Origin of the sequence: Streptomyces sp. NPDC006140 (assembly GCF_040628815.1) — a bacterium.
Classification (GTDB): Bacteria; Actinomycetota; Actinomycetes; order Streptomycetales; family Streptomycetaceae; genus Streptomyces.
On record NZ_JBEXTS010000018.1, the window covers coordinates 100,325 to 118,487 of the forward strand.

Below are 18,163 nucleotides of genomic sequence, written 5' to 3' on the forward strand. Positions count from 1 at the left end.
CGGACGGGAGGGAACGATCCGCCCGACCTCACTCGTCCTCCTGTTCGGAATGAACAAGACGATCAGGCGCGCATCGGTCTTCACGCTGCTGCTGGTGTTGGCCCTGCTGGGCAGGGCGACCTGGGTGCAGTTCTACGAGGGCCAGGCGCTCGCAGACGACAAGGACAACCGGCGGAACGCCATAGAGACGTACTCGGCGCCGCTCGGGAACATCATCGTGGCCGGCCGGTCGATCACCGGCTCGGCGCCGACCAAGAACAGCGACCTGAAGTACAAGCGCACGTACACGGACGGCAAGCTGTACGCGGCGGTGACGGGATACGCGTCGCAGGCGTACGCGCCGACCCAGCTGGAGGGCATCTACACCGACCTCCTCAACGGCACGGACAACCGGCTGAAGTCCGTGATGGACACCCTCACCAACCAGCGCGCCGCACCGGGCAACGTGGTCACGACGATCGACCCGGACGTGCAGAAGGCCGCGTACGACGCGCTCGGCGACAAGAAGGGCGGTGCCGTCGCCATCGACCCGAAGACCGGGAGGATCCTGGCCGTCGTGTCGACGCCGTCGTACGACCCGTCGTCGCTGACGGACGCCAACACGGCCGGGGTGGCCTGGAAGCGGCTCAACGCCGACCCGGACAAGCCGCTGACCAACCGTGCGCTGCGCCAGCCGCTGCCGCCCGGCTCGACGTTCAAGCTGGTCGTCGCCGCGGCCGCGCTGGAGGACGGGCTGTACTCGTCGGTGGACGAGAAGACCGACAGCCCGAACCCGTACCCGCTGCCGGGCACGAGCCGGACACTGGACAACGAGAACGCGAGCGCGCCGTGCGCGAACGCCTCGATCCGGGTGGCGTTGCAGTACTCCTGCAACAACGTCTTCGGGAAGATGGCCGTCGACCTGGGCCAGGACAAGGTCAAGGCGATGGCCGACAAGTTCGGCTTCAACGACGACAAGCTGGACGTGCCGGTCCGGGCCTACACCAGCGTGTACCCGTCGGACATGTACCCGTCGGAGACGGCGCTGACGGGCATCGGCCAGTTCGATGTCACCGCTACCCCGCTGCAGATGGCCATGGTGTCGGCGGCCATAGCCAACGGCGGCAAGCTGGTCTCGCCGCATATGGTGTCGCAGATCACCAACAGCGGCGGCGACGTGCTGCAGAGCTACGACGACGAGGCGGGCACGAAGGAGATCGTCTCCTCCTCGACCGCCGAGCAGCTCGAGTCGGCGATGCAGACGGTCGTGGAGAAGGGCACGGGCACCAACGCCCAGGTGCCGGGCGCGACGGTGGGCGGCAAGACGGGCACGGCCCAGCACGGCGAGAACAACAGCCAGGTGCCGTACGCCTGGTTCACCTCGTACGGCAAGTCCGACTCGTCGGGCAAGGAGGTCGCCGTGGCGGTCGTCGTCGAGCAGTCGAACGCGGCCCGCTCGGAGGTCAGCGGCAACGGCCTGGCGGCGCCGGTCGCCAAGGCGATGATGGAAGCGGCGCTGAAGGACTGAACCTCGGACGTCCATGAGACGTCTGTACAGATGGGCCGCCCCCATCCCCCCGGGGGCGGCCCTTCGGCGTTACTTGGCCCCGAGGAGCTGCTCGACGGGGTCGATCGCGAAGTACACCAGGAACAGGGCCGAGGTGGCCCACAGCAGCCAGTGCACCTCCTTGGCCCGGCCGAGCACGGCCTTGATGACGACGTAGGCGAGGAAGCCGGCGCCGATGCCGTTGGTGATGGAGTAGGTGAACGGCATCACGGCGATGGTGAGGAACGCGGGGATGGCGATGTCGTAGCGGTCCCAGTCGATGTGCTTGACCTGGGTCATCATCAGGAAGCCGACGGCGACCAGGGCGGGGGCGGCCGCCTGGAGCGGGACGATGGTGAGCAGCGGGGTCAGGAACAGCGCGAGGGCGAACAGGCCGCCGGTGACGAGGTTGGAGAAGCCGGTGCGCGAGCCCTCGCCGACGCCGGCCGCCGACTCGATGTAGGAGGTCGCGGAGGAGGCCGAGGCCGCGCCGCCGGCGACCGCCGCGGCACCGTCGATGAGCAGGACCCGGCCGAGGTTCGGGACCTTGCCCTCCTCGTCCAGCAGGCCCGCCTCGGCGCTGACGCCGACGACCGTGCCCATGGTGTCGAAGAAGTCGGACAGGATCAGCGTGAAGACCAGCAGGACGACGGTGATGACACCGACACCGGGGGCGCTGAAGGCACCGAACAGGTCGAAGTCGCCGAGGAGTCCGAAGTCGGGGGCGTCGACGAGCTTGTCGGGCCAGGAGGGTGTGGTCAGGCCCCAGCTCTTGATGTCGGCCATGGAGTTGATCACTACGGCCAGCACGGTCATGGTGACGATGCTGATCAGGATGGCGCCCTTGACCTTGCGGGCGAGCAGGCCGATCGTCAGCAGCACGCCGAGGCAGAAGACGAGCATCGGCCAGCCGGCGAGGGTTCCGGTGCCGCCCAGCTGAACGGGCACGGTGGTGTTCGCGGCGTCCGGGATGCGGCTGACGAACCCGGCGTCGACGAAGCCGATGAAGGCGATGAACAGGCCGATGCCGACGCTGATCGCCTGCTTGAGCGGCTGGGGTATGGCGTGCATGACGGCCTCGCGCAGGCCGGTGACCACCAGCACGCAGATCAGCAGGCCCTCCAGCACGATCAGGCCCATCGCGTCGTCCCAGCTCATCAGCGGGGCGATCTGGAAGGCGACCACGGCGTTCAGGCCGAGTCCGGCGGCGAGGGCGAGCGGCAGGTTGCCGGCGACGCCCATGATGATCGTCATCACGGCGGCCACCAGGGCGGTCGCGGTGGTGAGCTGGACGGCGTCCAGCTGGTGCCCGAACTTGTCCTTGGCGCTGCCCAGGATGATGGGATTCAGGACAAGGATGTAGGCCATCGTGAAGAAGGTGGCGAAGCCGCCGCGTATCTCACGGCCGAAGGTGGATCCCCGCTCGGAGATCCGGAAGAACCGGTCGACGCTGTTCACCGGGGGTGGCGCGGCGGTCGGCCGGTCGGCCGTCTGCTGCGGTTCGGACATGGCGCGTGCTCCTTGGTGCCTGGGTGATCGGTGTGCGGATGCTGGCTGGATTGTTCCCGCGTTGAACCCCGTTCAGGTTTTCTCCGTGTTACGGAATCGGAGTCCGGCCTGCCCAACGCCGTTCGAAGCTCCGTACGAACCATCCTGAGAACGCTGCTACGCTTCCCGATCTCGTCCGGACCTCCCCCGGATGATCACATGTCATCTACATGACACTCACCGGCACCCCCCGGCCGGGGAGTGCCCGAAGCCGCTGCGAGGAGAGGTCGCCCGTGGGCACAGTCGTCGACGACGCCGCCTCCGTGGAGTTCCACGCCTTCTTCGAGCGCCACTACGCCGAACTGTCCCGTCTCGCCTACCTGTTGACGGGCGAGTCGGACACCGCCGACGACCTGGCGGCGGACGCGTTACTGGCGCTGTGGCACCGCTGGGACCGGGTGCGCGCTGCCGACCATCCGGCCGCCTACGCCCGCGGTGTGGTCGCCAACCTGGCCCGTACCCGGATCCGCAGCGCCGTGCGGGAACGGCGGCGCATCGCCCTGTTCTGGTCGCAGCGCGAGGAGAACACCGAGAACCCGGACGTCGCGGGCGTGGTCGACGTCCAGGAGGCCCTGCGCAGGCTGCCGTTCCGCAAGCGCGCCTGTGTGGTGCTGCGGCACGCGTTCGACCTGTCGGAGAAGGACACCGCGCTCGCCCTCGGCGTGTCGGTGGGTACGGTGAAGAGCCAGACCTCGAAGGGAATGGCCGAACTCCAGCGGTTGCTGGGGACACAGGGTGTGCCGCAGCGGATGCACGCGGCGGTGGGCGCACCCCGCTGCGCACCCGCCGTGGAAGGCGTGCGCACCGGTGAGGGCGGAGGGAGGGACCGATGACCATGCGGCGGGACGTGCACGAGGAGCTGCGCTCCCGGCTGCACGCGGCGGCCGGGGGCCACGAGCCCGACCGGGAGCGCATCCTGGCGCGGGTCGAGCGCGGCATGGCCGGTCCGGCCACATCCGGCCACCGGGCGACGCGTCCGCCGGTGTTCGGCTGGATGCGGGTGGCCGGTGCGACGGCCGCGGTGGCGAGCGTGCTGGCGGTGGGCGGTTACGCGGTCGCGTCCGCGGTGAAGGAGGAGACGGCCCCGCGGCAGCAGGAGGTGGCGACGCCGCCGACGCCCACGCCGTCACCGGAGGCGACGAGCCGGCCGCCCGCGCCGCCGGTGGACCCGACGCCGAGCAGCCCGCCGGAGCGGCGGGAGTCCGGCCCGCCGCCCTCGAGGACGCCGAGCCCGCCCGCCGCCGAGCGGCCGCCCGCGGCCACGCAGGACGGGCCGCTGTGGTCGGACGGCTCGGTCGACCCGCACAGCAACGACTTCTGGGCGCAGAGCAACATCACCCTCAAGACCCGCGAGCAACTGACCGACCTGACCGTGCAATTGCGGGTCGCCCAGACCGGCGGGGTCTCCGACACGGGCGCCTGGCGCTCCCTGCCCGAGCACGACTTCACCCTCACCGTCGCGGAGCAGGACGGCTTCCTCGTCTACACCTGGACCCTCAAGGAGGGCCGCACGGTCCCGGCGGGCGAGTGGGTGTTCGCGGGGCAGTTCGACCACGACCGCGGCGGCCGCGACGCCGGCGCGGACCGCTACACGGTGACGGCCGCCGCCGGCGCGGAACGGCTGTCCGTAGGCGGCGGTTTCGCCGCCGTGGACGACGACGGAGACGGCGGCGGGGACGACTCGTGAAAAATTCCTGAAGGCGCGGCAACCCTTTCCTCACCAGTGGCGACCACCAGGCGCAAGAGTCACCACCCAGTTGAGGAATCGGTACATGACTGCACCAGCAGAACAGCGCGTCCGCCACCGCCGCAGCGTCACCAAGCGGCGGGCGGTGATCGCCGGGGTGTCGGCGTTCGGCATCACGGGTGCGGCGATCATCACGACGTCGATGCTGTCGACGGCGGGCGCCGCGTCCTCCTGGCCCACCGACAAGGGCAAGACGCCCGTGTCGAAGACCATCCCGGTCTCCGGTGTCCGCGACGGCGGGATGAAGATGTTCTACGGCACCGGCGCGCTCGGCGGCGGCGGCCAGGACGAGGGCCAGGACCCGCTCTTCGAGCTGGCCGACGGCGCGGTGCTGAAGAACGTCATCATCGGCACCCCGGCCGCCGACGGTGTGCACTGCAAGGGCAGCTGCACCCTGCAGAACGTGTGGTGGATGGACGTCGGCGAGGACGCGGCCAGCTTCAAGGGCAAGTCGTCCTCGGCGGTCTACAAGGTCATCGGCGGCGGCGCGAAGAACGCCGACGACAAGGTGCTGCAGTTCAACGGCGCCGGCACGCTGAACGTGTCGGGCTTCCAGGTGCAGAACGCCGGCAAGCTGGTCCGCTCCTGCGGCAACTGCAAGACGCAGTACAAGCGCACGATCGTGCTCAGCGACATCGACGTCACGGCGCCGATGAACTCGATCGTCGGCGTGAACGCCAACTACGGCGACACGGCCACGCTGTCGAAGATCCGCATCCACGGCGACAGCAAGAAGAAGATCAAGACGTGTGTGCGCTTCGAGGGCAACAACACGGGCAAGGAGCCCAAGGAGCTGACCCCGCCCGGCCCGGACGGCAAGACCTGCAAGTTCAAGGCCTCGGACATCAGCTACCAGTGACACCGCGGCACCTGTGAGCTCCGGCCGGACCGAAACCCCCTCGGTACGGCCGGATGCCGGATGTCCGGGCCCCCAGCCGGACCCTCGGCACCCCCGACCCTCCGGAGCCCCCCTCCGGAGGGTCGAGCAGCCCTGGCCGAGCCCCCCTCGGCCGGTCGGCAGGACGCCCCCGCCGGTTCGCTCGACACTGTGGGCGAATCCTGGGTAACGGGGGGCGTCCAGGAGGTCGGGAGAGGCTGGGAACCGGTCGACACTGCGACGTAGGCCAGTCCGTCGAACTCTTCGGCCAGGGAGGCAGGGATCAGGTTGAAGCGATAGCTCCAGCGCGGCACCGTGGCGCCGAAGCTTCGCATGCGATGCCGGCCGTCGAGCCATTCCCTCACTGCCGTCGGCGCGTTGGCTGCGCTGCGCAGAGATCCGGTTGGTGACGAGGGCGCCGGCTCGGGGACCAGGCCACGGGCCGGGCCACATCCGACGGGCGCGGAAGGAGCCACTGCCGAACAGCAGGCCGAGTGCGTAGTAGGCGTCGCCGTACCGTGTACGCAGGTGCTACCCCGTCGCTGGTACCGAGCCACCGTGACGGCTCTTGGTGATGTGCCCGTTGTGAGCCCAGAGGGAGACCTTGGTGGATGGATCGTTGAGGATTCCCCCGACGGCCTCGGCCATGTACCGGTCGCGTACGGCGAAGACGGTCTGCTCCGGGTCCGTGTGCTGCCTGGCTCGCGTCACCAAGTCGGCCGCCTGCACCAGAATTCGGGCATGCCGGAGAGCGTCGGCCGCTCCGAACCTGCGTTCACGGAGGAACCCCAGCAGTTCTTCTGCATCCTGCACCAGGCGCCGCTGAGGATCAGGTCCGCGGCCCATGCCCTGGCCCGGCTCGCTGTCGCCGCCGGCACCACTCGGGTCGGCCGCCCGCCGCCACCCCGGCCGGCAATCAGAGTACGGCGCACGGACGGAGGACCATGAGCGAGTCTTCCGAGGTCGCCACCATGGCAAAGGGGAACCGGTCGAGCTCAAGACAGAGTGCGACGTCATCAGGATGGACTCCTTGACGCACACCCTCCGCCAGCTCGGCGGCGGCGCGCGACTCGGCAGCGCGGCGGACGAACTCAGCAGCATCCGTCCCGACCTCGGTGGCCCTCCGAGCGATGTATTGAGCGCACGCCAGATCTTCATCGGCCTGCCCATCCTCGCCAGTGACCACGAACGTGACACTCTCACTCTTGCGTGTCCGCAAGAGCCGAGCCGTTGCCTCCGCCACCACGAAGCTGGCGCACAGCACCAGCGACGCCTCCTTGACCGCGAGGGCACCGACCGTCCCTGCCGTGGTCTTCTGCACAACGGTCCGTCCGCCAAGGTCAATGGACCGCAGCAGGCCCGGCGAGTTGACGGTGTCGAATCCTGGCGCGGGCGGACCGTCTTTGAGCGCCACCCAATCCTGGTGGCGAGCCTTGAGTGCCAGGGCTTCGTCCAGCGACTCAGCAAGAACGATCTTTTCCGCCCCCTGGGCAAAGGCCCAGGCAGCCACGGTGAAAGCACGCATGACGTCGACTACGACCGCCACGGACGGGGCTTCGTCCAGCTCAGGGATGCCAAGGAAACGAGAGTTCATTCCGATCATGATGGCGTACCTAGTCCATCGTCGAGCCGATGGTGGTGGAGCCGGTCGTCAGGAACGTGGTCGCGGGGAGGGAGCCGTCCGCCTCGCGTGCCCCGTACGCGCTTTTGGCGTCCGTCGACCGGAAGGGCGGGGTGGCGACACCGCTGTCCCAGTTGTTGCCGGCCGAGACGGTCGAGGAACCCAGCTCGGCGTGGCCGCCCTTGTCGCTGACGGCGAGGTTCCTGCCGAGGCGGGCCGTGCCGGTGGCGAAGGAAAAGCCGCTCCGCGCGTTGGCGTACGCGGTGTTGCGGTTCAGGGCGATGGCGCCGGTGTTGGAGTTCTCGGTGAAGCCGTGGAGTGTGTTGTCCCAGGCCGCGTTGTCGTGGACGACATGGGCGACGGAGGCGCCCCCGCCGCCGAGTTCGAAGCCGTTGCCGTTGCCTTCGAAGGCCGTGTCGTTCCAGCGGTTCTCGCCGTTGCCGAAGGCCCAGGAGTGCTCGATGGTGACCGGCGAGGAGAACTGCCACAGGTCGAGGCCGTCGTCGGAGTTGTGGTACAGCCGGGCGCCGGTGATGCGGTTGCCCGTGCCGGAGCCGAACTTCACGGCGATGCCGTCGGCGTTCTGACCGTGGCCGGCCGGGTCGTGGTTGCCGTGGCTGTCCAGGTTCTGCACGAGGTTGCCGATGGTGCCGTCGCCGCGCAGGGTGAAGCCGGAGTCGCCGTTGCCGGTGGTGACGAGGTTCCTGAAGATCCCGCCGACCGAGGAGGTGGCGACGAAGCCCTGGGCCGGGGAGTCGGCGAAGGTGAGGTCCTGGACGGTCCAGTAGTCGCCGTGCAGGGCGACCAGCCAGGAGCCGGCGGGCAGTCCGGAGCCGTCGATCCGCACCTTCTCGCCCTGGTGGGCCCGCAGGGTGATGCGTGCGGAACTCGTGCCGTTCGCGGTGGACTTGAGGGTCGCGGTCGGATGGTAGGTGCCGCCGCGGACCTGGATGGTGGTGCCGGCGCCGGCGTTCTTCACGGCCGCTTCGAGCTGGGCCGTGGTGGAGACGGTGACGGTCGTGGCGGCGGCCCGCGCACCGCCGGTCGTCAGCCCGAGGTAGACGCCGCCCGCCCCCGCGGCACAGGCCACCGCGGCGGCGATGGAGAGCGTACGGGTCCTGCGGTGGCGTCCGGGGCTGAGCAGCACGGAGCGATCCTTTCCTAGGGAATCGGGGACGGAAACGGCTCGGAGGGGCCCGCTCCGGCGCGTTGTCCGACCACCAGTCGCCGCCGTGCGGGAAAGGGTTGCCGCCGGGGCCTCGATGTTCCGAAAGTTTCGGAACCAACCGCCTCATGCACACCCGTTGACGCCCTGCTTCCCTCCGGTGACACTCCGAGGGCCGCCATCCAACAGAACCCCCCAGACTCCGACAGGAAGTTTCATGCGCCCCCGCACGCTACTGCTTCCGTTCCTGGCCCTCACCGGCCTCCTCCTGACCCTCCTCACGGCACCGCCGAGCACCGCCGATCCCGGAGCACCACCCGTGAAGCACTCCAAGTACGCCGGCTATCTCTTCGCCTACTTCACGGGCGAGGGCACCGCGGACGGCGAGCAGATCCGCTACGCCCTCAGCCGCGGCAACGACCCGCTGCACTGGCGTGAACTGAACGCCGGCAAGCCGGTGCTGACCTCGACGATCGGCGAGAAGGGCCTGCGCGACCCGTTCGTCATCCGCTCCCCCAAGGGCGACAAGTTCTTCCTGATCGCCACCGACCTGCGGATGTACAAGAACTCCAGCGGCAGCTGGGACCAGGTCCAGCGGCACGGCAGCAAGTCGATCATGGTCTGGGAGTCCACCGACCTGGTCAACTGGACCGACCAGCGCCTGGTGAAGGTCTCCCCGGACAACGCGGGCAACACCTGGGCCCCGGAGGCCTACTGGGACGACGAGCTGGGTCAGTACGTCGTCTTCTGGGCGTCGAAGCTGTACGCCGACGACGACCCGGACCACAAGGGCAACACGTACAACAAGATGCTGTACGCGACCACGAAGGACTTCCGCACCTTCAGCGAGCCGAAGGTCTGGAACGACCCGGGCTACTCGGTGATCGACTCCACGGTCGTGAAGTACAAGGACGAGTACTACCGCTACACCAAGGACGAGCGGGACCCCAGCTCCTCCAGCCCCTGCTCGAAGTTCATCACCGGGGAGAAGTCGACCTCCCTGACGTCGACGAAGTACGACTTCGTGGCCGACTGCATCGGCAAGGGCGCGATGGACCGCGGTGAGGGCCCGACGGTGTTCAAGTCGAATACCGAGAAGAAGTGGTACCTGTTCATCGACGAGTACGGCGGCCGCGGCTACGTCCCGTTCGAGACCACCGACCTCGCCTCCGGCAAGTGGACCCCGTCGACGGACTACCAGCTCCCGGCGAGCCCCCGGCACGGCACCGTCCTGCCGGTGACGCAGAAGGAGTACGACCGCCTGCTGGCCGCGTACCCGTCGACGCCCACCTCGGTGGTGGACGCGACGGCGAAGCACCAGAAGGGCTACTCGATCGTCACGGACAGCGCCTCGAAGGTCGTCCTGCCGATGGAGCCCGACGCCGACCTGCGGCGCCTCGCCCCGAAGCTGTGGGTCGGTGAGGGCGCCACGCTCAGCCCGAAGTCCGGCACCCGCCGCGACTTCCGCAAGCCGCAGACGTACACGGTGACGGCGGCCGACGGCACCAAGCGCACCTGGACGGTCGAGGCGGTCCGCACCCGCAGCCCCATGCTGCCGGGCCTGAACGCCGACCCCGACGTGCACTACCTGAACGGCCGTTACTGGATCTACCCGACGACGGACGGCTTCCAGGGCTGGAGCGGCACGAAGTTCAAGGCGTACTCGTCGAAGGACCTGGTCCACTGGAAGGACCACGGCGTCATCCTCGACCTCGGGCCGGACGTGGCCTGGGCCGACAAGTACGCCTGGGCGCCCGCGATCGCCGAGCGGAACGGCAAGTACTACTTCTACTTCTGCGCCGAGCAGCAGATCGGCGTGGCGGTGGCCGACTCCCCCGCCGGCCCCTTCAAGGACGCCCTGGGCAAGCCGCTGGTCGCCAAGGGCGGTGCGCTGAAGGGCCAGATGATCGACCCGTCGGTCTTCACGGACGACGACGGCCAGGCGTACCTGTACTGGGGCAACGGCCACGGGTACGTCGTCCCGCTGAACGACGACATGGTGTCGTACGACGCGTCGCAGGTGAAGGACATCACCCCGGCGAACTTCCGCGAGGGCTCCTTCGTGATCAAGCGGAAGGGCACGTACTACTTCATGTGGTCGGAGGACGACACGCGCAGCGAGAACTACCACGTGGCGTACGCGACGGGACCGTCCCCGCTCGGCCCGTGGACCAAGCGCGGGACGATCCTTCAGAAGCGGCCCGAGTACGGCATCCTCGGCACCGGTCACCACTCGGTGGTGAACGTCCCCGGCACCGACGACTGGTACGCCGTCTACCACCGCTTCGCCCTCAACGGCCCCGGCCGCCCGGGCGGCGACGGCATGCACCGCGAGACGACCATCGACCGCATGGAGTTCGCGGCCGACGGCAGCATCAAGCCGGTGGTACCGACGCTGGAGGGGATCAAGCCGGTACGGCGGTGAGCCTCACAGGACGTCGTCGAGCCAGCTGAAGACCTCGTCCTGCATCTGATCGGTGAAGACGTGGCCGAGTTCCGGCCACGTCTTCACTCGTATCCGCTCCTCGGCGTTCCGCGCACGCCAGACGGCACGCAGTTTGTCGTACGCGACCCGCACGCCCTCGGCCGGGAAGAGCGTGTCCAGCCCGCCGTGGAAGAACAGCATCGGCCGGGGGGCCGCGATGCTCGCCACGTCGGGGATGTCGAGGTGCCGGGCGAGCCCGGGGTGGAGCATGTAGTACGCCGACTGCCCGCGCAGCGTGTTGTTGCCGGGCACCATCATCTCCTTCAGGCCGGTCATCCAGCAGACGCTCGCGGCGGCCGCGATGTGGTCGCTGAGGGCGGCGGTCTGCCAGGCCCGGTAGGCGCCCATGGAGAAGCCGACGGCCGCGACCCGCCGGGCGTCCACCCGGTCGAGTCCGGCCAGGAAGGCGGCGGCCCGCTGGTCCTCCCGGGCCATGAGGCCGGCCAGTGAGGAGCCGAGGTTGTAGAAGTTGGACGCCAGGGCCTGCTGCTGCTCGTATGCGAGGGGCCCGCGGTCGCCCCAGCCGAGCGCGTCCAGGCACAGCACCACATAGCCGCGCCGGGCCAGTTCGTCGCCGACGAACCGCCCGCTGAAGTACTTGTCCGCCCAGGTGCGGGCCGAGGCGAGGCGGGTTTCGTCGTACCAGGGCCGGACGAGTTTCTCCTTGCCGATGTCGAACCGGGCGCCGTGGTCGTGCAGCAGCAGCACGGCCGGGAAGGGGCCGCGGCCGTGCGGGGTGAGCAGGACGCCCCGTACGCGTTCGTAGCGGGTGAGGGAGACGGTCACCGACTCCCGTGTGAAGCCGTCTCCCGGGGAGCGGTCGCCGAACTCCGGCGCGTACGGCGTGCTGTCCTGCCGCTCGACGAGGAGGTGCTCCTCGACGGTGGCCCGGGCGGCACGCCGCCAGGCCCGGAAGTCCCGGACCGGGGACCGTCCCCAGGCGAGCGGGAAGGTCAGGGCGTCCTTCAGCGCCGGATGGAACTCGGGCAGCGGACCGTCGACGACCGCCGCCTCCGCCCCGCTCACCGCTCCCCCGCCCAGCAGCGCCGTACCGGCCCCGACCACGAACCTCCGCCGCCCCAGATGCTCATGGGCGCCCATCCGGCCTCCCCGCTCCGGCGTGCCGCAGCACGTACCGCTCGACGGCCGACGGGGACGTCAGGGGGCGGTAGTCGTAGACGTCGGCGGGATCCCAGCCGACGTCACTCCCGAGGCCGAGCCCGCTCGCCACGGCGTTCAGCCGGGCGGGCCGGCCGTTGAACCAGGAGCCGGTGTCGTGGAACCGCTCGCCCCCGTACGCGGCGAGAGCGACGGACGGTGCCGCTCCCGGATACCGGAAGACGTTGCGCTCGGAGAAGATCGCGGACTCCACGCCGACGCCCAGGGCGTAGAGCGGGGGCCGTCCCCGGTGGACGTTGTTGACGGCGTGCACCTGCCCGAAGCGGACGCGCGGGGCGCGCTGCCCGATGCCGTCGAAGAGGTTGCGGGCGAAGGTCACCTTGAGATGCCCCCGGTCCCGGTCGCCGCGCCCGTCGCCCGAGCCGATCAGGATCGCCTTGTCGTGGTCCTCGAACCGGCTGTCGGAGACGGTGACGAAGTCGGAGCCGTCCTCGATGTCCAGCAGCCCGTCGTGGCGCTGGACGCGCTCGCCGTGGAAGCCGGGGGGCGCCTCGCGGTCGGGGAACCGGCCGTCGGTGAAGGTGCAGTGGTCGATCCAGATGTTCCGGCCGGTGATGACGGTGAGCGCGTCGAAGCGGGCGTTCCAGCTGCCGTGCGTGCCGTCGTCCGGGGACCAGCCGGTGAAGTGGTCCACGGGTGCCTCCAGGTGCAGGCCGCGCACGATGATGTTCCGGCCGGTGTTGACGGTCAGGAACACCCCGAGCAGCCGGGCGTCGCGGCCGGCGCCGACGAGCGTGGTGTTGCTCGGCACGGTCAGCTGGATCTGCGCCTTCTCCATGTTCGACCCCGTCTGGCGCAGCTGCCGCTGCCGCTTGCAGTGGTCGAAGCGGGTGTCGGACCAGGCGGAGCCGTCCTCCCCGAAGCAGGACATGTACGTGCCGAGGCCGTATCCGGGCGCGTAGTCCTGCTCGCCGAGCAGGGAGCCGTCGTCGCTCTCGTGGCCGTTGATGTCCCCGACGACCCGGATCACCTTGGGCGCGGTGGGCTCCCCGCCGTTGGCGAGCGCCTCCTTCAGCTCGGCGCGCGTGTCCACGGTCCAGGTCCTGCCGCCCGCCCCGCCGGTGGTGCCGGGGCCGGCCGAGGCCCAGCCGACGGGCCCGCGTTCGGCGGCGGAGACCGGCGGGGCAGGCCAGAGCAGGCACACGCCCAGGAGGAGAGCGGCGGCCCTACGCATGGGGCCGCCAGTCACCGAGGTAGGTCTCCTTGGTGTGCGAGCGGGCCTGGTCGCGGGTGAGTTGCGGCCGGTTCTCGGGGATCGTGATCCGGGCGCCGGGGCCCGCGTTCCGGTACTCGGCGAACCGCATGGACTGCCAGGGATGGGCGTCCCGCATGTCGGTGTAGGGGGCCGCCGCGTCGATGCCCGGGCCGAGCCAGGTGTTCCGGACGGTGAGCATGGGGCGGGCGGTGGTGTCGGAGCTGGGCACCCAGGGCCGGGCCAGCTTGTAGAAGCCGTCGGGCGCCTCGCTGCTGACGCGGCTCCTGGTCACCAGGTAGCCGAGCGGGTTGGCACCGGCGGTCGACGGCGCGAAGACGAAGCCGTACGGGGCGCCGGGCAGGTCGGTCCTGGACAGGGTCCGGAAATGGCAGTGCTCGAACACGGCCGTCGCCCGCCCGAAGACGAAGTCGACGTCGCCCTCGGCGTAGCAGTGGGCGAAGTACTGGCGGGCGAAGGTGCCCAGCGCCATCGAGTCGGCGTAAAGGGTGTCCTGGTGGCCGAGGAACCGGCAGTGGTGGAAGGCGGACCGGTCGCCCTGGACCTTCAGGGCGACGGCCTGGGTGCCGGAGAACCCGGGGTGGTCGGCGCGCAGCCAGTCGTTGGCGAAGGTGATCCAGCGGGCGGTGAAGCCGTCGGCCTGCACGGTGGCGGTGGCGGAGCCGCTGGTGCCGTAGGTGCCGCCGCCGGGCTTGGGGGTCCCGGCCGCGTTGTCGTAGACGATCACGACGTCCCGGGGATTCTCGCTCGCCCCGATCCAGGTCATCTCCGTGCGGGCCGGGTCGACGGCGACGGTCTGCCGGTAGACGCCCGGGGCGATGACCAGGGTGTACCCGCTGCCGTTCGCGGCGGCCACCGCGTCCCGGACGGTGGTGAAGTCACCGGCACCGCCGGGGTGCACGTACAGGGCTTTGGGATCCGTGCGGGCGGCCGGTGAGCCGTACCGGCCGAACGGGCGCGGGCGGGCGGCGGCCCGCGCGGGGCCGGAGGCGAGGCCGAGGGCGGCCCCGGCGGCGGCGCTCGCGGTGAGGAACCCGCGGCGGGAGAGGGAACGACGGTGCTGCGAGAGCATGCGGCTGCTCCTTCGCGGTGCGGCTGGTGCGTGCGGGGTGGGGAAGGGCCGGGGCGGGGGTGCGGTGCGGGCCGCCCCGGCCTGTTCCGGGAGCGGGTCGGGTCAGCAGACGCGTCCGGCGCCCGCCCGGGCGCCGACGATGCCGGGGACGGCCTTCGCGGGGTCGACGCCCGCCCGCAGGGCCGGGGTCCAGCCGGCACCCGACTGGAGCGTCTCCCCGGGGATCTCCGCGTTGTGCACGGCGATCAGGTCGACGGCCTTGCCGTTGACGACGTTGCCGTTGGCGGTGACCGGCGCCTCGTTCCACTTCTTGAGGATCTTCGCCGGGCTGATGCCCTGCGCCAGCGTGAACGCGTTGTGCTCGGCGACGAGCCGGGACTCCTTGCCGATGCCGTAGACGTAGCCCCACTTCTGGCCCTTGGTGACCACGAAGTGGTTGTTGTACGAGTCGACCTGCCCGAACCGCACCCGCGGGGCCCGCTCGACGATGCCCTCGAAGCGGTTGTGGTGCAGCGTGACCTTCAGTTTGCCCGTGTCGTCGGCGGTGGCGCTGTCGCTGTTGCCGATCAGCATGGTCTTGTCGTGGTCGTTGAAGGAGTTCCAGGACACGGTCACGTAGTTGGAGCCGCGCACGACGTCGAGGAGCCCGTCGTGCCGCTGGAAGACCTTCCCGAAGTAGGAGGGCAGGGAGCTGTCCGGGTGGCGGCCGTCGGTGAGGGTGTTGTGGTCGATCCACACATGGGTGGAGCCGTACACCACGACACCGTCGTACTCGGAGTTCCAGGCGCCGGTCTTGTTGTCGTCGGTCGGGTCCCACTGCGGGAAGCAGTCGACCGGCGCCTCGATGGTGAGGTTGCGGACGATGACGTTGTCGACACCCTTGATCTGCAGGCTGCCGCCGAGGATGCCCGAGTTCTTGCCCACGCCGATGATCGTGGTGTTGGCGGGCACGGTCGCCTTGATGGCCTTGTCCTGGCCGGCGGCGGACGCGGCCCGCAGTTCCTCCTGCTCACCGCTGACCGGCTTGTCGTGGCCCCAGACGGCGGGGTCGTAGGCGGCGAGGTACTTCTGGAAGTCGTACCCCTCGGCCGCGAACGCGTCGCAGCCCTCGGAGACGGCGTCGATCATCCCCTTCACCTTGATGATCTTGGGCGCGGAACCGCCGTTCTTCAGGGCGGCTCTGAACTGCTCCCAGGTGGTGACGGTGTAGACGTGCTCGGCGTCGGCCTGGGCGCCGCCCTTGGTCCCGGTGCCGTACGCGCCCCAGCCGTCGCCCGCGCCGAGGGTCTGGCGGGCCGCGTCCCGCGGCTGGGCCTGGGCGCCGGTGCCGGTCAGGGACAGCACGAGCGCGGTGCAGCCGGCCAGCACGACGGCCCTCATGGCATGATCATGACACTTCCGAACGTTCATGGTGCGGCTCTCTTCCTGCTGCGTCGGGGGGTGTTACACGGCGGCCTGCGGCCAGGTGATCCACGACTCGGGGATCCGCTCGTCCAGCCGGCGCACATCGCGCGGCCCGAGCACCCGGGTCCGGAGCAGTTCCTTCGCCACGAGCCGGGCCACCTCGATGGCTCCCGGCGGATTGAAGTGCGTGTTGTCCTGCTCGGTGGCGGTCCAGTTGAAGTACTTCTTCGTCTCCTCGACCCCGAGCTCCTGCCACCGGGCGATCGACAGCGCCTGGATGTCGAGCAGCGCGACACCCTCCTCGACTGCGAGCGCCCGCATGGCCGCCGGGTACTCCCCGTGCGTGGGCAGGGCCTTCCCGGCGGTGTCGAACCGCCGCCGCTCCACGGACGTGGCCAGCACCGGCCGCGCCCCACGGGCCCGGGCCCCGTCGACGTACCTCCGCAGATGCTCCCGGTACGTCGTCCAGGGCTCGGTGTAGCGCGCCGGGTCCTCCTTCTTCGCGTCGTTGTGCCCGAACTGGATGAGGAGGAAATCCCCGGGCCGGATCGCGGAGAGAACGGCGTCGAGCCGCCCTTCGTCGATGAAGCTCTTCGAACTCCGTCCGTTCACCGCGTGATTGGCGACCGCCAGATCCTTGCGGAGAAAGAACGGCAGCGCCATTCCCCACCCGGTCTCGGGCGCGGCATCGGAGTATTTCTGGGCGGCGGTGGAGTCACCGGCGATGTAGAGGGTGCGGGGGTTTCGGTGACCGCCGGCTTGAGCGGTACCGGCTACGGACAGAGCGAGAGGCATGGAGACGGCTGCGGCAGTGACTTGTCTACGGCTGAGAGACATGCGAGAAACTCCTTAGGGGCGCGGGGAACTGCGCGACAAGCCACGGGGCGGCCCGCACTCTGCAGACCACAGGCCGCCCCACGGCGAAACCCAGCAAGAATCACCCGTTCTGCTGGTTCCACTCCTCCTGCGCGGTGTTCAACTGCTCGGCCAACGTGTCCAGGAATTCCTTCGCGCTCATCTTCCCGAGCAGCACCTTCTGGAAGTTCGGCTCATTGTCGGCCTTGGAGATCGTGTTCCAGTCCGGCAGGTAGTACGGCAGCTGCACGATCGTCGTCGACCCGTCCGACAACGCGTCAGCGGCCAGCTTCGTGGGCTCGGCCTTCGAGATCCACGCGTCCTGCGCCGCGTCCGTGTTCGACGGCACCTGTCCGGCCGACTCGTTGAACTTCGAGTTCTCCGCCTTCGACGTGGCGAACTCGATGAACTTCCAGGCGGCGGCCTTGTTCTTGGAGCTCTTGAACAGCCCGATTCCGTCGACCGGGTTGGAGACCTGTACCCGCTTCCCGCCGGGCCCGGTCGGCTGCGGAATGCCGCGGAACTTGTCGACCCCGAGCGCCTTCACGTGGTCCTGGTACGACCCGAGGTTGTGGTTCAGCATCCCGATCGTGCCGGAGTCCCACTGCGCGACCATCTTGGTGAAGTCGTTGTTGAGGTCGGCCGCGGGGGTGACCTTCTTGTACAGCTTCGCGTACTTCTCCAGCGCGGCCACGTTCTTGGGGTCGTTGACCGTGGTCTTCTCACCACTGGAGTCCCAGAACGAGGTGATGCCGGACTGCCCGTACATCGCGTCGAGCGCCTGGGCGATGGAGCCCGCGCCGCCCCGGATGGTGTAGCCGAACTCGTTCTTGTCCTTGTTCGTGAGCTTGTCGGCGGCCGTGAAGAACCGCTCCCACGTCGTCGGCTCCTGGAGCCCCGCCTTCTTGAAGAGGTCGGTGCGGTAGTACAGCACACCGTTGTTCGCGGAGGTCGGGATCGAGTACAGCTTGTCGTCACCGCCGCCGGCCGCCTTCAGCGACTCGATCATGTCCTTGTTGAGCTTGCCGTTCAGCGAGGACTTGGCGAGCCGGTCGTCGAGCGGCTCCAGCGCGCCCTGCGCGGCAAACCCGGCGAGCATCGCCGCGCCCACACCGCCGACGTCCGGCAGGCCGCCGCCCTGGAGGGCGGTGTCGACCTTGGACTGGTACTCGGTGGAGGCGATCCCGACGTACTCGACCTTGATGTCGGGGTGCGCCTTCTCGAAGTCGGCGATGATCCCCTTCCATGCCTCGGTGCGGACACCGCCGTTGTTGTCCCAGAAGACGATCTTGCCCTTGCCGCTTCCGTCGGCGCCCTTGTCACCGCCCGCCCCGCTGCCGTCGTCGCCGCAGGCGGTGACGGTCAGCGCGAGCACGGCCCCCAGGGCGACGGCCGTGGCGGCGCGCCTGCTTCTGCGATTGCTGATCTTCATTGGTCGGCTCTCTTCTTCTGGATCCAGCGGAACTTGAAGG

Annotated in this window: 15 protein-coding genes; 5 read left to right on the forward strand and 10 right to left on the reverse strand. The window is 69.6% G+C overall.

The genetic code is table 11. The features are described from left to right. Positions 1–49: 49 nt before the first annotated feature. On the forward strand, positions 50–1,507 hold the full coding sequence (locus tag ABZ386_RS35085) for a penicillin-binding transpeptidase domain-containing protein (protein WP_358967631.1): 1,458 nt from the start codon (positions 50–52) through the stop codon (positions 1,505–1,507). Between the two features lie 69 nt (positions 1,508–1,576). Here ABZ386_RS35085 and ABZ386_RS35090 read toward each other — a convergent pair whose 3' ends face one another. Beyond that, on the reverse strand, positions 1,577–3,034 hold the full coding sequence (locus ABZ386_RS35090) for an NCS2 family permease (RefSeq protein ID WP_355727159.1): 1,458 nt from the start codon (positions 3,032–3,034) through the stop codon (positions 1,577–1,579). A gap of 272 nt (positions 3,035–3,306) precedes the next feature. Here ABZ386_RS35090 and ABZ386_RS35095 point away from each other — a divergent pair, with 272 nt between their 5' ends. From ABZ386_RS35095 to ABZ386_RS35105, 3 genes are all read left to right on the forward strand, one after another. Further along, a complete protein-coding gene (locus tag ABZ386_RS35095; RefSeq protein ID WP_351346775.1) occupies positions 3,307–3,906 on the forward strand; it encodes a SigE family RNA polymerase sigma factor in 600 nt (199 codons plus the stop codon). Next, complete coding sequence (locus tag ABZ386_RS35100) at positions 3,903–4,760, forward strand: hypothetical protein (protein ID WP_356504046.1); 858 nt, start codon at positions 3,903–3,905, stop codon at positions 4,758–4,760. Before ABZ386_RS35095 ends, ABZ386_RS35100 begins: the two co-directional genes overlap by 4 nt. Positions 4,761–4,845: 85 nt before the next feature. Next, entirely contained in the window at positions 4,846–5,679 is an 834-nt protein-coding gene (locus ABZ386_RS35105; RefSeq protein WP_351346779.1) for a pectate lyase, read from the forward strand. A gap of 549 nt (positions 5,680–6,228) precedes the next feature. On the opposite strand, the gene ABZ386_RS35110 is transcribed toward ABZ386_RS35105, so the two are convergent. The 3 genes from ABZ386_RS35110 to ABZ386_RS35120 are packed head-to-tail and all read right to left on the reverse strand — an operon-like array spanning position 6,229 to position 8,465. Next, entirely contained in the window at positions 6,229–6,714 is a 486-nt protein-coding gene (locus tag ABZ386_RS35110) for an erythromycin esterase family protein (protein ID WP_358967634.1), read from the reverse strand. Then, positions 6,614–7,291 (reverse strand): 2-phosphosulfolactate phosphatase, encoded by a 678-nt coding sequence (locus tag ABZ386_RS35115; RefSeq protein WP_356504124.1) that lies wholly within the window; start codon positions 7,289–7,291, stop codon positions 6,614–6,616. Before ABZ386_RS35115 ends, ABZ386_RS35110 begins: the two co-directional genes overlap by 101 nt. A 19-nt stretch (positions 7,292–7,310) precedes the next feature. Beyond that, the gene (locus ABZ386_RS35120) at positions 7,311–8,465 is read right to left on the reverse strand and encodes a right-handed parallel beta-helix repeat-containing protein (protein ID WP_356668713.1); all 1,155 of its coding nucleotides are present in this window, start codon (positions 8,463–8,465) and stop codon (positions 7,311–7,313) included. Between the two features lie 235 nt (positions 8,466–8,700). Here ABZ386_RS35120 and ABZ386_RS35125 point away from each other — a divergent pair, with 235 nt between their 5' ends. Beyond that, positions 8,701–10,908, forward strand: coding sequence for a family 43 glycosylhydrolase (locus ABZ386_RS35125; RefSeq protein WP_351346783.1), 2,208 nt, complete (start codon positions 8,701–8,703; stop codon positions 10,906–10,908). A 3-nt stretch (positions 10,909–10,911) separates the two neighbouring features. Here the strand turns inward: ABZ386_RS35125 and ABZ386_RS35130 are convergent, their stop codons facing one another. The 6 genes from ABZ386_RS35130 to ABZ386_RS35155 all read right to left on the reverse strand — a co-directional run bounded on the left by ABZ386_RS35130 (position 10,912) and on the right by ABZ386_RS35155 (position 18,123). Then, positions 10,912–12,069, reverse strand: a complete 1,158-nt coding sequence (locus ABZ386_RS35130) for an alpha/beta fold hydrolase (protein ID WP_356668712.1) — start codon at positions 12,067–12,069, stop codon at positions 10,912–10,914. Then, positions 12,056–13,336 carry a pectate lyase gene (locus ABZ386_RS35135; RefSeq protein ID WP_358967637.1) on the reverse strand — a complete coding sequence of 427 codons (1,281 nt, stop codon included), beginning with the start codon at positions 13,334–13,336 and terminating at the stop codon, positions 12,056–12,058. Before ABZ386_RS35135 ends, ABZ386_RS35130 begins: the two co-directional genes overlap by 14 nt. Next, positions 13,314–14,432, reverse strand: coding sequence for a pectinesterase family protein (locus ABZ386_RS35140; protein ID WP_358967639.1), 1,119 nt, complete (start codon positions 14,430–14,432; stop codon positions 13,314–13,316). The genes ABZ386_RS35135 and ABZ386_RS35140 overlap by 23 nt, the downstream gene beginning before the upstream one ends. A gap of 102 nt (positions 14,433–14,534) precedes the next feature. Beyond that, on the reverse strand, positions 14,535–15,842 hold the full coding sequence (locus ABZ386_RS35145; protein ID WP_351346791.1) for a pectate lyase: 1,308 nt from the start codon (positions 15,840–15,842) through the stop codon (positions 14,535–14,537). Between the two features lie 33 nt (positions 15,843–15,875). After that, positions 15,876–16,673, reverse strand: coding sequence for a rhamnogalacturonan acetylesterase (locus tag ABZ386_RS35150; protein ID WP_351346793.1), 798 nt, complete (start codon positions 16,671–16,673; stop codon positions 15,876–15,878). Positions 16,674–16,773: 100 nt separating this feature from the next. Further along, positions 16,774–18,123, reverse strand: a complete 1,350-nt coding sequence (locus ABZ386_RS35155) for a sugar ABC transporter substrate-binding protein (RefSeq protein ID WP_351346795.1) — start codon at positions 18,121–18,123, stop codon at positions 16,774–16,776. Positions 18,124–18,163 lie beyond the last annotated feature (40 nt).

What these genes read in the sequence shown, in the direction of transcription:
- ABZ386_RS35145 (WP_351346791.1), bottom strand. Translation starts at nt 15,842, where the DNA reads ATGAACGTTCGGAAGTGTCATGATCATGCCATGAGGGCCGTCGTGCTG.
- ABZ386_RS35125 (WP_351346783.1), top strand. Translation starts at nt 8,701, where the DNA reads ATGCGCCCCCGCACGCTACTGCTTCCGTTCCTGGCCCTCACCGGCCTC.
- ABZ386_RS35110 (WP_358967634.1), bottom strand. Translation starts at nt 6,714, where the DNA reads ATGACGTCGCACTCTGTCTTGAGCTCGACCGGTTCCCCTTTGCCATGG.
- ABZ386_RS35155 (WP_351346795.1), bottom strand. Translation starts at nt 18,123, where the DNA reads ATGAAGATCAGCAATCGCAGAAGCAGGCGCGCCGCCACGGCCGTCGCC.
- ABZ386_RS35130 (WP_356668712.1), bottom strand. Translation starts at nt 12,069, where the DNA reads ATGGGCGCCCATGAGCATCTGGGGCGGCGGAGGTTCGTGGTCGGGGCC.
- ABZ386_RS35150 (WP_351346793.1), bottom strand. Translation starts at nt 16,673, where the DNA reads ATGTCTCTCAGCCGTAGACAAGTCACTGCCGCAGCCGTCTCCATGCCT.
- ABZ386_RS35105 (WP_351346779.1), top strand. Translation starts at nt 4,846, where the DNA reads ATGACTGCACCAGCAGAACAGCGCGTCCGCCACCGCCGCAGCGTCACC.
- ABZ386_RS35140 (WP_358967639.1), bottom strand. Translation starts at nt 14,432, where the DNA reads ATGCTCTCGCAGCACCGTCGTTCCCTCTCCCGCCGCGGGTTCCTCACC.
- ABZ386_RS35090 (WP_355727159.1), bottom strand. Translation starts at nt 3,034, where the DNA reads ATGTCCGAACCGCAGCAGACGGCCGACCGGCCGACCGCCGCGCCACCC.
- ABZ386_RS35085 (WP_358967631.1), top strand. Translation starts at nt 50, where the DNA reads ATGAACAAGACGATCAGGCGCGCATCGGTCTTCACGCTGCTGCTGGTG.
- ABZ386_RS35115 (WP_356504124.1), bottom strand. Translation starts at nt 7,291, where the DNA reads ATGAACTCTCGTTTCCTTGGCATCCCTGAGCTGGACGAAGCCCCGTCC.
- ABZ386_RS35100 (WP_356504046.1), top strand. Translation starts at nt 3,903, where the DNA reads ATGACCATGCGGCGGGACGTGCACGAGGAGCTGCGCTCCCGGCTGCAC.